Origin of the sequence: Massilia sp. CCM 8734, assembly GCF_011682155.1 — a bacterium.
Lineage (GTDB): Bacteria > Pseudomonadota > Gammaproteobacteria > Burkholderiales > Burkholderiaceae_D > Telluria_A > Telluria_A rubra.
In genome coordinates this window covers 47735-61536 of sequence record NZ_WHJI01000028.1, presented here as the reverse complement: position 1 = coordinate 61536, position 13802 = coordinate 47735, and the positions used below count along the sequence as shown (strand labels likewise).

Here is a 13802-nt window from a genome sequence, read left to right as displayed (position 1 = left end):
TCATGAACACGCAACAATTACAACAGCGTTGCCGCGCCTTTGCGCATGCGACCGAGACTTTGCATGCGAGTCCGGGCAATATTCTGGTGTATGCGGTGGGCGGGAAAAAGTTTGCCTACTTCAAGACCAGTGAACCGGAAATGGGACGTTTCAGTCTGCGTGTCGCGCCCGATCTGTTCCTCGGGCTGACCGCCATGCCTGGTGTAAAGCCGGCCCGCTACATGGGCCGCTTTCATTGGGTGACGGTGGTCGATGCAGGCAGTTTTCCGCCCGGGTGGCTGGCCGAATTGCTGGCCTGGTCGTACCAGAAAGCCCGTTCCTCGCTTACCAAAGCAGAGCTCGCTGCACTGGACGGCAAGACCCTGTGAAGAGGCGCGCGGGCGTCTGCCAAACGCCTGCCGCTGGTCCATTTCTACCACGTCCGTAGCGGCTTCTCAAAGTTATTATTTCTACAATTTTGATGTAATTTCGATATAAAATATCGCACTGTTGCGCCATCATTGCTTCTAACACGAGACCTACATGACCATCCCTTTCAAGAACCACCGCGCGCCCCGCCTGCTGGCGCTCGCCGGCGCTGTCGCCATGGCCCTTAGCGCCGGTTGCAGTAACGACGATTCCACCGATTCCAATTCGAACAATTCGGCCAAGCCGGGCGACACCGCGGCCAAATACCAGGCCGAGATCAGCCGCACCTCGTTCGGCGTGCCGCACATCAAGGCCAGCGACGAAGGCAGCCTCGCCTACGGCGTGGCATACGCCTACTCGCAAGATAACGTCTGCCTGCTGGCCGACGAATTCACCACCGTCAGCGGCGAGCGCTCGAAGCACTTCGGCCCGACCGCCACGCGCCAGACCTCGGATATTCCGAACCTGCAAACCGACTTCTTTTACCGCATCATCAACGACGACGAGGCCGTCAAAACGGCCTGGAACGCCCATCCTGCGCCGATGAAAGCGATGATCGAAGGCTACGTCGCCGGCTACAACGATTACCTCGAAAAAACCGGCATCAACAACCTGCCGGCCGCCTGCAAGAACGGTTCCTGGGTGCGCAAGGTGAGCGAGCAGGACATGGTCAAGCTGCTGCGCCGCTACGCCGCCGAAGCGAGTTCCGGCCAGTTCATCGCCGCCATCGCCGGCGCCACCCCGCCCGGCCAGAATGGCTTGATGCCGGCCGTCCCGCCCAAGGCCGGCATGCACCCGATGGACCCCGATTACTGGGTCGCGATGCGCGAACGCACCGGCAGCAATGCCGTGGCGCTGGGCAAGGACGCCACCGACAACGGCCAGGGCATGCTGCTCGGCACCCCGCACTTCCCATGGCGCGGCGCACTGCGTTTCTACCAGCTGCACCTGACCATTCCGGGCAAGCTCGACGCGATGGGCGCCGCCCTCGGTGGCATGCCGATGGTCAATATCGGCTTCAACCAGAACCTGGCCTGGACCCACACGGTCAACAATTCGGCCCACTTCACGGTGCACATGACGCCGCTCGACCCGAGCGATCCGACCAGGTACCTGCTCGACGGCAAGCCGCAAGCCATGACGCGCAAGACCGTCAATGTCGAGGTCAAGGGCGCCGACGGCGTGCTCAGCACCCAGAGCCGCACCTTCTACAGCACCCAGTACGGCCCGCTGGTCGTGATTCCCGGCCAGCTCGACTGGAATGCCGGCATGGCGTTTTCGCTCAACGACGCCAACCTCGGCAACCATCGCATGCTGGAACAGTGGTACGGCATGAACACCGCGCGCAACATGGACGAGTTCAAGGCCTCGATCGAGCGCACCGTCGGCCTGCCGTGGGTCAACACCCTGGCCGTCGACAAAGAGGGCGCCGCCCTGTTCGCGGACGTCACCGTGGTGCCGCATGTGAGCAAAGCCATGCAGGAGGCCTGCGTGCCGGCGCCGTTCAAACCGCTGGCCGCGCGCGGCTTGTTCGTGCTCAACGGCGCCACCAGCGCCTGCGCGCCGGCCACCGACATCAACGCGCCGCAAGCGGGCATCTTCGCCGGCACCAGCCTGCCGCGCCTGTTGCGTAGCGACTACGTGCAAAACTCCAACGACAGCGCCTGGCTCTCCAATCCGCTGGCGCCGGTCACCGGCTATCCGGACATCGTCAGCGTCGACAATGTCGAGCAGTTCGGCCGTACCCGCCTCGGCATCACCCAGGTGCAGAAGCGCCTGGCCGGCACCGATGGCCTGGCCGGACGCAAAATGACGGTCGCGCAACTGCAGGCTCTGGCTTTGAGCAACCGCGTCTACTACGCCGAGCAGATCATGGACGATGTGCTGGCGCTGTGCCGTGGCGCGCAGGCCGATAGCGGCGATATCACGACCGCCTGCGCGCGCCTGAACCAGTGGGACCGTACCGTCAACCTCGACAGCAACATCGGCTACCTGTACTTCACCGGCCTGTGGGAACGCATCCTGCGCGTGCCGGGCATGTGGGCGGTGCCGTTCAACCCGGCCGACCCGGTCAACACGCCGCGCGGCCTGAACCTCGGTAACCCGGCCATCGCGACCACGGTACGCCAGGCGCTGGCGGCGGCGGCGCAGGACGTGGCGAAAATGGGCGTGTCGCAGGATGCGCGCTGGGGCGACGTGCAACTGGCCACGCGCGGCACGCGCCGCATTCCTATCCACGGCGGCAAGGGCACCGATGGCGTGTACAACGCGATCGGCACCGTGCCAAGCGGCGACGGCAAGCTCGAAGTGATCTACGGCACCAGCTACATCCAGACCGTGTCCTTCAACAAAGATGGCCCGCAAGTGCAAGCCATGCTGGCCTACTCGCAATCGACCGACCCGGCCTCGAAGCATTTCGCCGACCAGACCGAGCGCTTCTCGAAGAAGGAATGGATCACCCAGCCGTACACGGAAGCGCAGATCAAGGCCGATCCGGCGTTCTCGACGATGACGGTGACGCGCAAGGCCGATGGCAAGCCGGCGTCCAAGCCGTAAGTTGTAAGTTGTAAGTTGTAAAGAAACAGGCAGCCAGCCGTCGCGGCGGTAGACTGCCTGTTCAGCGCCGCTGATCACTTAAGGAGATGCACATGTCGTCAGGAAAAATTCTGGTCGCACAGGGAGGCGGACCCACCGCCGTGATCAACCAGTCGATGGTCGGGGTGGTGCTCGAAGCGCGCCGCTTTCGCAACGTCACGCGCGTGTACGGCGCCATGCACGGGGTGCGCGGCATCGTCGACGAAGACTTCATCGACCTGACCCAGGAAACCAGCCACAACCTTGAACTGGTCGGCAAGACGCCTTCCTCCGCGCTTGGTTCGACCCGCGACAAGCCCGACATGGCCTACTGCCAAAAGATTTTCGAAGTGCTGCGCGCACACGAGATCGAGCATTTTTTCTACATCGGCGGCAACGATTCCTCCGACACGGTGCGCATCGTCAGCCTGGAAGCACAACAAGCCGGCTATCCGCTGCGCTGCATTCACATTCCCAAAACCATCGATAACGATTTGGTCGGCAACGACCACACACCCGGCTTTCCCTCGGCCGCGCGGTTCGTGGCGCAAGCCTTCGCAGGCGCAAACCTCGACAACGCGGCCTTGCCCGGCGTGTACGTGGGCGTGGTGATGGGGCGCCACGCCGGCTTCCTGACCGCCGCCGCCGCGCTCGGCAAGAAGTTTCCCGACGACGGCCCGCACCTGATCTACCTGCCCGAGCGCACCTTCGTGCTCGAGCAATTCCTGGCTGACGTCAAGGCCACGTACGCGCGCTACGGACGCTGCGTGATCGCCGTGTCCGAAGGCATCCACGACGCCTCGGGCGAGCCGATCGCCAGTTTGCTCTCAAGCGACATCGAGCGCGATGCGCACGGCAATGTGCAACTGTCGGGCACCGGCGCGCTGGCCGACCTGCTGTGCGACGAAATCAAGTCCAAGCTCGGCATCAAGCGCGTGCGCGGCGACACCTTTGGCTACCTGCAACGCTCCTTTATCGGCTGCGTGTCGGACGTGGACCAGCGCGAGGCGCGCGAAGTGGGCGAAAAAGCGGTGCAGTTCGCCATGTGGGGCGACCGCGACGGCTCGGTGGCGATCAAGCGCACCGGCTACTACTCGGTCGACTACGAACTGGTGCCACTGGAAAGCGTGGCCGGCAAGACGCGCACGATGGAAGACATCTTCATCAGCGAGAGCGGCACCGACGTCACCGATGCCTTCCGCCTGTACCTGCGCCCGCTGCTCGGTTCGGGCATGCCGGACGCCTTCCGCCTGCGTCCGGCCCCGGTCGAGAAGATCCTGGGCAAGAAATAGGGCAGACAGCGGCCGCGCTAAGTATGGCCTCCGGGAAGATTCTCCTGACGTCGAGATGGCGGGCCGACGACCGCTCTATTTCTTGTTTCGCTTCGTTGGCTTATCACCTACCCAATCGGGGTGAGGGACGTACTTACGCACTTGTTCATGCAATTCCTAGTGTCCTGAGTTGGAAATTCGTTGATTATAAATATGGCGAAATCGTGCTGAGACAAGGAACAAAGCGCAGACAGGCAGGCGCCTGGCGAGCATTTGTGACGCGGTATCAGCGCGATTATCGCCATATTTATTCAACGAATTTCTAACTCAGGACACTAGCAGCCCTAGCTGTGGTACATGTCCAGGCACTTGAGCAGCTTGAATTCGGCGCCGACGTATCCTTCAAACGGCTTCGAGTAGTCCCGGCGCAGGTATTTCTCTGTTAACCGCTCTGTAGCCGGATTGCCTTCATCTAAATCGTAATTCGTCCAATCCAAAAACACGCTCGTGGTGATGCTTGTATCTTCGCCTGCTGGCGAACCCTTGTAGGCTTCGGCGATGCACGCAGCCAGCGCCCTGTCCTTGTAGTTCTCAGCATTAGTACGGCTGATGGCCGTGATGGTCGATTGCCCTGCAACAGCCGGCAAGGAAAGGCTCAACAAGAGAGCTGCGAATGCGAGTGCTATTTTCATTGAAGCGCCCAATAGTTCACTTTGCTTGTTCGGTATGCTGCGTCAGGTTCACTTAGGCAACTTTTTCAGCTTGCTTGCTTGACCTAAAAATTCTTTGCAATACAGCCCATGTCACCGCAAATAATGCGGTCGGCATAGTCAATCCTTGTGATTATATAAGGAATATTTATTAAAAAGTAAATATTGTATTGTTGCCGTAATGACTAAAACGTCTCATCTATGTCGGAAAGCCACCCCAGGTACCGCCGGATGCACCACTCGGGCCCGCCCGCTTGTCCTTTTCGCATTTTGATTGTTTTAGCAACGCCAACAACGCAACACTGCGGTCCCGTCAACTTCCCAAGCCCGGACCGCCATGACCCTGTTACCTCGTTCCCAAGTCCCTCTGCTGCGCGCCAGCAGCGCCGCCATCCTGCTGGCGCTCGCCGCCTGCGGCGACAAGGACGGCAAGCCCGCCGAACCGGCCCCCAAATACAGCGCCGAAATCCGCCGCACCGCCTACGGCATCCCGCACATCAAGGCCGATGATGACGGCGGCCTCGGCTACGGCATCGGCTACGCCTACGCGCAAGACAATGTGTGCCTGCTGGCCGAGCGCATCGTCACCGCCAACGGCGAACGCGCCAAGTACTTCGGTCCGGAGGCGCGCGGCATCACCGAGGATGCGGTGCCCAACCTGGCTTCCGACTTCTACTATCGCCTGATCAACGAACCGGAGGCGGTGGCCAACGCCTGGCAACAGCAACCTGCGCCGATGCGCGCGCTGGTCGAAGGCTACGTGGCCGGCTACAACCAGTACCTGGACGAGCGCGGCAAGGGCGGCTTGCCCGACGCCTGCAAGAACGCCCCCTGGGTGCGCAGCATGACCAGCGCCGACATGATGAAAATCATCCGCCGCTATGCCGCCGAAGGCGGGGGCACCCATTTCATCGAAGAACTCGTGGGCGCCGCGCCACCGGGCGCGGCCGCGCCCGCGCCACCGTCACCGGCGGCTGCCCCGCGCCATGGCGGCCCAAGCAAGATCGATCCGCAATACTGGCAACAGCAGCATGCCCGCATCGGCAGCAACGGCGTGGCCTTGGGCAAGGATGCCACCGAGAACGGCCAGGGCCTGCTACTGGCCAATCCCCACAACTTTTGGCAAGGCGATTTCCGTTTTTACCAGCTGCACCTGACCATTCCCGGCAAGCTCGACGCGATGGGCGCCTCGCTCGGCGGCATGCCGATGGTCAGCATCGGCTTCAACAAGGACGTGGCGTGGACCCACACCAACAACACGTCCAGCCACTTTACGGTACACCAGTTGCAACTCGACCCGCGCGATCCGACCAGCTATATGGTCGACGGCAAGTCCCAGCCCATGACGCGCAAGCGCGTCGAAGTCGAGGTGCGCCAGCCCGACGGCAGCCTGGCCACGCGCAGCCACGATTTCTACCAGACCGACGTGGGCGTGGTGATGCGCATATCCGACCAGCTCGATTGGAACCGCAAGGTCGCCTATACCCTGCTTGACGCCAGCATGGGCAATCACCGCATGCTGGAACAATGGCGCGCCATGAACAGCGCGCGCAGCCTGAACGAGCTGCGCGACGGCATCGACCGCATCGTCGGCCTGCCATGGGTCGGCACCATCGCCGCCGACAAGGAAGGCAAGACCATGTACATGGACGTGACAGTGGTGCCGAACGTGCCGCTGGCCAAGGAAAAAGCCTGCGTACCGGAAGCCTTCCGCGCATCGGCGGCCAGCGGCGTGCTGGTGCTGGACGGCTCGACCAGCGCCTGCCGCCCCGGCAACGACCCGGCCGCGCCACAGAGCGGCATCTTCGCCGGCGCCAGCCTGCCGCGCCTCGAACGCGACGATTTTGTGCAGAACTCGAACGACAGCGCCTGGATGACCAATCCGGCCGCGCCGCTGACCGGCTTCCCATCGATTGTCAGTCTCGACGCGCAGGAACAAAGTGGGCGCACCCGCATCGGCATTGCCCAGTTGCAGGCGCGCCTGGCCGGCACCGATGGCCTGCCAGGCCGGCGCATCTCGATGCCCCAGCTGCAAGGGCTCTTGTTCAGCAACCGCGCCTACTACGCCGGCCAGATCATGGACGACGTGCTGCGCGCCTGCGACGGCGAACGCCAGGCCCGCGCCGCCAACGGCGCCATGGTCGACCTGGCGCCAGCCTGCGCCAAACTGCGCGCCTGGGACCGTACGGCCAATCTGGAGGCCAATATCGGCTTCGGCTATTTCACCAGCATATGGGACCAGTTGTACGGCTCACCGCTGTTCTGGGCCGTGCCCTTCAACGCGGCCGATCCGATTAGCACGCCGCGCGGCTTGCGCGTGGACGATCCAGCCGGCGTGGGCGCCCTGCGCACGGCCCTGGCCAACGCCGTGCTCGAGATGGAAGCGGGCGGCTGGGGCCTGAACAGCACCTGGGGCGAGATCCAGCACACCGAGCGTAACGGCAAGCGGATTCCCATCCACGGCGGGCCCTACAACTACGGGATCTACAACGCCATCGTCAGCAGGCCGGCGGCCGGGGGCGGGCGCGAGGTGACCGAAGGCGGCAGCTACGTGCAGACCGTGATGTTCGACCGCAACGGCCCGCAAGCGCAAGCCGTGCTCGCCTACTCGCAGTCGGTCGACCCGGCCTCGCCGCACTACGCCGACCAGGCCGGGCTGTTTTCGAGCAAGACCTGGCACACCCTGCCCTTTACCGAGGCGCAGATCGCGGCCGATGCGACGACCAAGCGCATCACCATTAGTCACAAGGCCAAGCAAGCGCTGTAACGGGCGCGCAACACACACGCCGCTTATAAAAACTAAAACGTTTTTAAAAAGGCATTTTTTGATAGGGCTGTGTTAAGTTATGGTTACTGCCCTTGAGGGGAACGATGATGAAAAATCTGCTTCTGGCGTGTGTGTGCTTTCCCCTGCTGCTGGCCGCCTGCAACGGCCCGCTCGACGTCACCCTGGCTGACAGCGGCGACCCGGTCAAGGGCGAGGCGCTGAAAAAGGTCCTCTCGCCTGAAGAAGCCGAGCTGCTGGTGTCTTACGTGGCGCAGCACACGATGGCCCAGGACATCGATTACAAGATGACCGTCAAGCAAGCCATCGCGGCGCGCCGCAAGGAACTGGCCAGCAAGCAGAAGTAAATTTTGCTGGCGCCGCCGTCGTCAGGCCAGCAAATCTTGAGCTTGACGGAATAATTCGGGTTCGATCTCTCGAGCTTGGATGGCAATATTGAGTTGCCTGGCGATCGACGCTACCTCCAGGGTGCCGGGCTCGATCGCGTAATTCCCGCGTGGCATCATCCAACGCAACACCTTCTCAAGGTGCCACAAGCAAATACTTCCCGCATACACTGGCACGGGAAACGTCTCGACGTTGTTATTGGCCAGTTTATGCATGTTTTGCCGGCTTACATGGGAATACTCCGCAATGTCAGTCAGGCCCACCAGATCCGGGCCTACGTTGATGAGGCGTGCCGTGGGGATGGCGCGCCTGACGTCGGCAAGTGCACTGGTGATCGCGGCAAGTGCGTCATCGGCCTCGCGACAAAACTCCAGCGCAATGCGTCCCGGGCGTCCGATACCGATCAGGGCATCGGTGCAATCCTCCCGCTCCAGACGACCTACAATCTCATCCTGATTGTCGTCGTCACTGGACAATCGATACCGCAATTCAAAGATGAAATCCATCGTTTCTCCTCCTGGGAACTTTGATCATGAGTTTGCTTTGTGAATGGTGCAATTATCGATTACGCGCCTCAAAAATCTGGCATGGTTGCCAGTACTCCTGGGAGTGCTGAATACGGGAGACCTGCAGTATTCACCGCCTCTGCATTGGCCGTCGTCATAAGGACAAAACATGCTTCCCCAAGCATGACTGCCACCGACCTTGATGCGCCAGCCATTTGCTTCAGCATATTTGAGGGCCTGCTCGATCTCTTTCCTGGGGTGGGACGTACGCGCCATCTCGCGCTCCAATTGTCGTCGCCGACAATCCGGTTGTCAAGTGACAACCTGATTGTCACTCACTGCGAACGCCGGGTGCTTGGCGCGCGTCAGTACCAGCCGCTGATGGTGGCAGTGGGCATGCTCGATTCGACATGAGAAAGATCAAAAAAAACGGACGGGACCCGAAGGCGCCGTCCGTTTTTTGATTAACCGCAAGCCGCCTGAGTAAGTGCGCATAAATTCTTGTCATTTCTAGCTTCCATAAGCGGCGCCTTGCTGTGTTGCCCGCCGCTAGCAGTGCTCGCACTGCGTCGCGGCGTGCGCCTTGCAAGGCATCCGCTTCTGTTCGCTATAAATCACAATAATTTCTGCACACTTACTTAGCTGACGATCGTCTGGTGCTCGTCGCCCTCGCGCGCGCGGATCGTGCCGATGCGCGAAACGCTCTCGCCAGCCGCCTGCAACTGTGCAAACGCCGCATCCGCATTTTCTTTCGACACGATGACGATCATGCCGATGCCGCAGTTGAACACGCGGTGCATTTCGGCGTCGGCCACGCCGCCGTGCTGTTGCAACCACTGGAACAGCGGCGGCATGGTCCATGCCTTCGAATCGAGCACCGCCGTCAGCCCGGGCTGCAACACGCGCGGCACGTTTTCGACCAGCCCGCCACCGGTGATGTGCACCATGCCTTTGACTTCCATCGATTCCATCAGCGCCAGCAATGGCTTGACGTAAATACGGGTCGGCTCCATCAGCACGTCGGCCAGCGGACGGCCGTGGAAGTCGGCGTTCAGGTCCGGCTTGGCTACTTCAATAATCTTGCGCACCAGCGAGTACCCGTTCGAGTGCACGCCCGACGAGGCCAGGCCCAGCACCACGTCGCCCGGGGTGATCTTGGTACCGTCGATGATTTTCGATTTTTCCACCGCGCCAACCGCGAAACCGGCCAGGTCGTACTCGCCGGCCGGGTACATGCTCGGCATTTCGGCCGTTTCGCCGCCGATCAGGGCGCAACCGGCCTGCTCGCAACCCTGGGCGATGCCCTTGACGACGGCGGTGGCGGTCGGCACGTCGAGCTTGCCGCAAGCGAAGTAATCGAGGAAGAACAGCGGCTCGGCGCCCTGCACCAGGATGTCGTTCACGCTCATGGCGACCAGGTCGATGCCGACCGTGTCGTGGCGGTTCAGTTCGAACGCGAGCCTGAGCTTGGTGCCCACGCCGTCGGTGCCGGACACCAGCACCGGCTCCTTGAACTTCTTGCTGATCTCGAACAGCGCGCCGAAACCGCCGATGCCGCCCATGACGCCTTCGCGCATGGTTTTCTTGGCAAACGGCTTGATCGCTTCGACCAGGGCGTCGCCCGCATCGATATCGACACCGGCGTCGCGGTAGGAGAGGGAAACATTAGAAAGTTGGCTCATGGTGTATTTGGCAGCGGAGGCGGTAAAATAGAAGGCGGCGAACCGATTCGAGCCGCGGGCGGCCAAAACTGGTCAATCCGCTATTTTATCAAAATGCCCCGTCCAAAGCCGATTTAACCCACATTACAACAATAAGATGCTATTTCTCTCCGCCAAAGCACCGCAGCACACGGCCGGCAAGCTGCCACCATCGCCACCCCCACGATCCGCGTGGCAGCTTCTATAATGCCTGATGTACACGACGGCGCAAGAATGAACTCATGAAACAGCTGGTACTCGATTTGGGCGCAGAGCAGGCGCACAGCCTCGATACCTTCGAGGTAGGGCAAAATGCCGAACTGGCGCATCTGATGCACCAGTTCGCGGAGCGTCGTTCGCGCGAACATTTCGCTTACCTGTGGGGCGAAACCGGCGCCGGCAAGACCCACCTGCTGCAAGCCCTGGCCGCCACCCCCGGCTCGCGCTACATCGCCTGCAACGCCCCCGAGTGCGAATTCACCTACACGCAAGGCACCACCCTGTACCTGCTCGACGACTGCGAACAGCTCTCGCCGCAGGCCCAGATCGACGCTTTTGCGCTGTTCAACCAGATCCGCGAACACGGCGCCTACATGGTCAGCACCGGGCCGGTGCCGCCGGTGGTGCTGCCGGTGCGCGAAGACCTGCGCACGCGCATGGGCTGGGGCCTGATCTACCAGATCCACGGCCTGGCCGACGAACAGAAGATCGCCGCACTCACGCACGCCGCCGAAGCACGCGGTTTGACCTTGTCGGCCAGCGTGTTACCCTATCTGCTGTCCCATTTCAAGCGCGACATGCGCTCCCTGTCGACGATGCTAGACGCACTCGATCAGTATTCCCTCGAAACCCAGCGACCGGTCACCCTGCCGTTGCTGCGCGATTTACTATTACAAGCGAACCCGCAAGCGGACACCAAAGAATGAAGAACCTGGCGCTGTTTGACCTGGACCACACCCTGCTGCCGATCGATTCGGACCACGAATGGGGCGAATTTTTAGTCCGCACCGGCGCTGTCGACCCAGTCGAATTCAAGCGCCGCAACGACGAATTTTTCGAACAGTACAAGGCCGGCACGCTCGACCCGGTCGAATACCTCGAATTCGCGCTCGGCACCCTGGCGCGCTTTCCGCGCAAGGAACTCGACGCCATGCACGCGCAGTTCATGGCCGAAGTGATCGAGCCGGCCATCCTGCCGCGCGCGCGCGCACTGCTGCGCCAGCACATCGACGCCGGCGACCTGGTGGCCATCATCACCGCCACCAACCGCTTCGTCACCGCGCCGATCGCCAGGGCGCTGGGCGTGGAACACCTGATCGCCGCCGTCCCCGAAGAAGACGCCGACGGCAACCTGACCGGCAAGCTCGTTGGCGTGCCCACCTCGGGCGCCGGCAAGGTCACCCACACCCACGCCTGGCTGGCGCAAGTGGGCACGCCGCTCGATGGCTTCGGGCGCAGCCACTTCTACAGCGATTCGCACAACGATATCCCCCTTCTGTCCGTCGTCACCCATCCCGTCGCGACCAACCCGAACGCCGTGCTGGCGACCCATGCCACACGCCTTGGCTGGCCTTTACTCCATCTATTCAATGATTAAAAAATTCATCCGCAAAATCCTCGGCGTCAAAGAGAAGCAGCCAGTACGCGACCTGACCGAACCCGTGATCCTGGGACCGGCGGAGCACGGGATCGACCCCAAACTGCTGTCGTCGAACGCGATCCGCGTGACGCAAACATTGCAGGAGGCGGGCTTCAAGGCGTTCGTGGTGGGCGGCGCCGTGCGCGACCTGCTGCTGTCGGTCAAACCGAAGGACTTCGACATCGCCACCGATGCCACGCCCGAACAGGTCAAGCGCCTGTTCCGGCGCGCCTTCATCATCGGCAAGCGCTTCCAGATCGTGCACGTGATGTTCGGCTCCGACCTGCTGGAAGTGACCACCTTCCGCGGCGCCGGCGAGTCCAGCGCGCCCAAGGATGAACATGGCCGGGTCCTGCGCGACAATAACTTCGGCCCCCAGCACGAAGATGCGATGCGGCGCGACTTCACCATCAACGCCATGTACTACGATCCGGCCACCCAGGTGGTGCTGGACTACCACGGCGGCATCGCCGACATCCGAGACAAGACCTTGCGCATCATCGGCCAGCCCGAAGCGCGCTACCGCGAAGATCCGGTGCGCCTGTTGCGCGTGGTGCGCTTCGCCGCGCGCCTCGGTTTCACGATCGAGCCGCACACGCGCGAACCGATTCCGGTCATGGCGCCGTTGATCAACAACGTGCCCGCCGCGCGCGTGTTCGACGAAATGCTCAAGCTGCTCATGAGCGGGCACGCGCTGGCCTGCCTGCAGCAGTTGCGCAAGGAAGGCCTGCACCACGGCCTGCTGCCGCTGCTCGACGTGGTGCTCGAGCAGCCCATCGGCATGAAGTTCGTGACGTTGGCGCTGGAGTCGACCGACAACCGCATCAAGGCCGGCAAGGGCGTCTCGCCCGGCTTCCTGTTTGCCTCGCTGCTGTGGCACCAGGTGGTGGAAAAATGGACCGCCTACCGCGCGGCGGGCGAGTCGCCGATTCCGGCGCTGCACCTGGCGGCCGACGACGTGCTCGATTCGCAGACCGAAAAACTGGCGCTTCAGCGCAAGATCGGCTCGGATATGCGCGACATCTGGTCGATGCAGCCGCGCTTCGAGCGACGCAACGGCAAGGCCCCGTACAAGCTGCTGGAACACCCGCGCTTTCGGGCCGGCTACGACTTCCTGCTGCTGCGCTGCGAGTCGGGCGAGATCGAGATGGAAATCGGCGAATGGTGGACCGCTTTCTATGACGGCGACGCCGTCGAACGCGAAAACCTGCTCACCAATGCCGGCGCCGCGCCGGCCGGCGCCAAGCGCAAGCGCGCGCCGCGTCGCGCACCGCGCAGCCGCGCCAATGGCGAGGGCGGCGACAACGCCGCCGCCACCAGCACGACCGGCAGCACCAGCGGCGACGAATGATCGCGTACGTCGGCATCGGCGCCAACCTGGGTGACGCCCGCGCCAACGTGGCCGATGCCCTGGTGCGCCTGGCCACGCTCGCCGGCAGCCGCCTGCTGGCGCAGTCGTCGGCCTGGCGCACCGCGCCCATCGATTCCTCGGGCGACGACTACATCAACGCGGTGGCCTGCATCGACACGACCCTGGGCGCACCAGACCTGCTGGCCGCGCTGCAGGCGATCGAACTGGCGCACGGGCGCGAACGGCCCTACCGCAACGCCCCGCGCACCCTGGACCTCGACATCCTGCTCTACAACGATGAACGGATCGACAGCGCCGCCTTGCAGGTGCCGCATCCACGCATGCTGGAGCGCGCCTTCGTGCTGGCGCCGCTGCTGGAAATCGCGCCATCCATCGACGTGCCCGGACATGGCCCGGCGCGCGACTACCTGGCAGGCGTTGCCGGCCAGGCCATCGAACGACTGAACTGAC

The 13802-nt window shown here is 62.6% G+C and carries 14 protein-coding genes; 10 read left to right on the top strand and 4 right to left on the bottom strand.

Going from position 1 to position 13802, the window contains the following annotated elements; genetic code table 11:
* Window positions 1-2 precede the first annotated feature (2 nt).
* The 3 genes from F2P46_RS23150 (at window position 3) to F2P46_RS23140 (ending at window position 4274) form a co-directional block, all read left to right on the top strand.
* The gene (locus F2P46_RS23150; protein ID WP_166894592.1) at window positions 3-368 is read left to right on the top strand and encodes an MmcQ/YjbR family DNA-binding protein; all 366 of its coding nucleotides are present in this window, start codon (window positions 3-5) and stop codon (window positions 366-368) included.
* A 154-nt stretch (window positions 369-522) separates the two neighbouring features.
* Window positions 523-2964 (top strand): acylase, encoded by a 2442-nt coding sequence (locus F2P46_RS23145; RefSeq protein WP_166894590.1) that lies wholly within the window; start codon window positions 523-525, stop codon window positions 2962-2964.
* Between the two features lie 92 nt (window positions 2965-3056).
* Window positions 3057-4274, top strand: coding sequence for a 6-phosphofructokinase (locus F2P46_RS23140; RefSeq protein WP_166894588.1), 1218 nt, complete (start codon window positions 3057-3059; stop codon window positions 4272-4274).
* 323 nt (window positions 4275-4597) lie between these two features.
* Here F2P46_RS23140 and F2P46_RS23135 read toward each other — a convergent pair whose 3' ends face one another.
* Window positions 4598-4945: a T6SS amidase immunity protein Tai4 family protein gene (locus F2P46_RS23135; RefSeq protein ID WP_166894586.1), complete on the bottom strand. Its 348-nt coding sequence runs from the start codon at window positions 4943-4945 to the stop codon at window positions 4598-4600.
* 355 nt (window positions 4946-5300) lie between these two features.
* Here F2P46_RS23135 and F2P46_RS23130 point away from each other — a divergent pair, with 355 nt between their 5' ends.
* Window positions 5301-7730, top strand: coding sequence for an acylase (locus F2P46_RS23130; protein WP_166894584.1), 2430 nt, complete (start codon window positions 5301-5303; stop codon window positions 7728-7730).
* Window positions 7731-7837: 107 nt separating this feature from the next.
* Window positions 7838-8095, top strand: a complete 258-nt coding sequence (locus tag F2P46_RS23125) for a hypothetical protein (RefSeq protein WP_166894582.1) — start codon at window positions 7838-7840, stop codon at window positions 8093-8095.
* A gap of 21 nt (window positions 8096-8116) precedes the next feature.
* Here F2P46_RS23125 and F2P46_RS23120 read toward each other — a convergent pair whose 3' ends face one another.
* Window positions 8117-8641, bottom strand: coding sequence for a DNA-binding protein (locus tag F2P46_RS23120; RefSeq protein WP_166894580.1), 525 nt, complete (start codon window positions 8639-8641; stop codon window positions 8117-8119).
* A 24-nt stretch (window positions 8642-8665) separates the two neighbouring features.
* The gene (locus F2P46_RS37870; protein ID WP_166894578.1) at window positions 8666-8917 is read right to left on the bottom strand and encodes a hypothetical protein; all 252 of its coding nucleotides are present in this window, start codon (window positions 8915-8917) and stop codon (window positions 8666-8668) included.
* Here F2P46_RS37870 and F2P46_RS23110 point away from each other — a divergent pair.
* Window positions 8825-9055, top strand: coding sequence for a hypothetical protein (locus F2P46_RS23110; protein ID WP_166894495.1), 231 nt, complete (start codon window positions 8825-8827; stop codon window positions 9053-9055). The two genes, F2P46_RS37870 and F2P46_RS23110, sit on opposite strands and share 93 nt — an antisense overlap.
* 224 nt (window positions 9056-9279) lie before the next feature.
* Here F2P46_RS23110 and purM read toward each other — a convergent pair whose 3' ends face one another.
* Window positions 9280-10323 (bottom strand): phosphoribosylformylglycinamidine cyclo-ligase, encoded by a 1044-nt coding sequence (gene purM, locus F2P46_RS23105; RefSeq protein ID WP_166894576.1) that lies wholly within the window; start codon window positions 10321-10323, stop codon window positions 9280-9282.
* Between the two features lie 260 nt (window positions 10324-10583).
* Between purM and hda the strand changes: the two genes are divergently transcribed.
* Genes hda through folK form a run of 4 tightly spaced genes read left to right on the top strand, consistent with a single transcriptional unit; the run spans window position 10584 to window position 13801 of the window.
* Window positions 10584-11267, top strand: a complete 684-nt coding sequence (gene hda, locus F2P46_RS23100) for a DnaA regulatory inactivator Hda (protein ID WP_166894574.1) — start codon at window positions 10584-10586, stop codon at window positions 11265-11267.
* Window positions 11264-11938 (top strand): HAD family hydrolase, encoded by a 675-nt coding sequence (locus tag F2P46_RS23095; RefSeq protein WP_166894572.1) that lies wholly within the window; start codon window positions 11264-11266, stop codon window positions 11936-11938. The genes hda and F2P46_RS23095 overlap by 4 nt, the downstream gene beginning before the upstream one ends.
* Complete coding sequence (gene pcnB, locus F2P46_RS23090) at window positions 11931-13331, top strand: polynucleotide adenylyltransferase PcnB (RefSeq protein ID WP_166894570.1); 1401 nt, start codon at window positions 11931-11933, stop codon at window positions 13329-13331. The genes F2P46_RS23095 and pcnB overlap by 8 nt, the downstream gene beginning before the upstream one ends.
* A complete protein-coding gene (folK, locus tag F2P46_RS23085; RefSeq protein WP_166894568.1) occupies window positions 13328-13801 on the top strand; it encodes a 2-amino-4-hydroxy-6-hydroxymethyldihydropteridine diphosphokinase in 474 nt (157 codons plus the stop codon). The genes pcnB and folK overlap by 4 nt, the downstream gene beginning before the upstream one ends.
* Window position 13802: the final 1 nt, after the last annotated feature.

Coding starts and splice junctions, on each gene's coding strand:
- F2P46_RS23150 (WP_166894592.1), top strand. CDS start 3: ATGAACACGCAACAATTACAACAGCGTTGCCGCGCCTTTGCGCATGCG.
- F2P46_RS23145 (WP_166894590.1), top strand. CDS start 523: ATGACCATCCCTTTCAAGAACCACCGCGCGCCCCGCCTGCTGGCGCTC.
- F2P46_RS23140 (WP_166894588.1), top strand. CDS start 3,057: ATGTCGTCAGGAAAAATTCTGGTCGCACAGGGAGGCGGACCCACCGCC.
- F2P46_RS23135 (WP_166894586.1), bottom strand. CDS start 4,945: ATGAAAATAGCACTCGCATTCGCAGCTCTCTTGTTGAGCCTTTCCTTG.
- F2P46_RS23130 (WP_166894584.1), top strand. CDS start 5,301: ATGACCCTGTTACCTCGTTCCCAAGTCCCTCTGCTGCGCGCCAGCAGC.
- F2P46_RS23125 (WP_166894582.1), top strand. CDS start 7,838: ATGAAAAATCTGCTTCTGGCGTGTGTGTGCTTTCCCCTGCTGCTGGCC.
- F2P46_RS23120 (WP_166894580.1), bottom strand. CDS start 8,641: ATGGATTTCATCTTTGAATTGCGGTATCGATTGTCCAGTGACGACGAC.
- F2P46_RS23110 (WP_166894495.1), top strand. CDS start 8,825: ATGACTGCCACCGACCTTGATGCGCCAGCCATTTGCTTCAGCATATTT.
- F2P46_RS37870 (WP_166894578.1), bottom strand. CDS start 8,917: ATGGCGCGTACGTCCCACCCCAGGAAAGAGATCGAGCAGGCCCTCAAA.
- purM (WP_166894576.1), bottom strand. CDS start 10,323: ATGAGCCAACTTTCTAATGTTTCCCTCTCCTACCGCGACGCCGGTGTC.
- hda (WP_166894574.1), top strand. CDS start 10,584: ATGAAACAGCTGGTACTCGATTTGGGCGCAGAGCAGGCGCACAGCCTC.
- F2P46_RS23095 (WP_166894572.1), top strand. CDS start 11,264: ATGAAGAACCTGGCGCTGTTTGACCTGGACCACACCCTGCTGCCGATC.
- pcnB (WP_166894570.1), top strand. CDS start 11,931: ATGATTAAAAAATTCATCCGCAAAATCCTCGGCGTCAAAGAGAAGCAG.
- folK (WP_166894568.1), top strand. CDS start 13,328: ATGATCGCGTACGTCGGCATCGGCGCCAACCTGGGTGACGCCCGCGCC.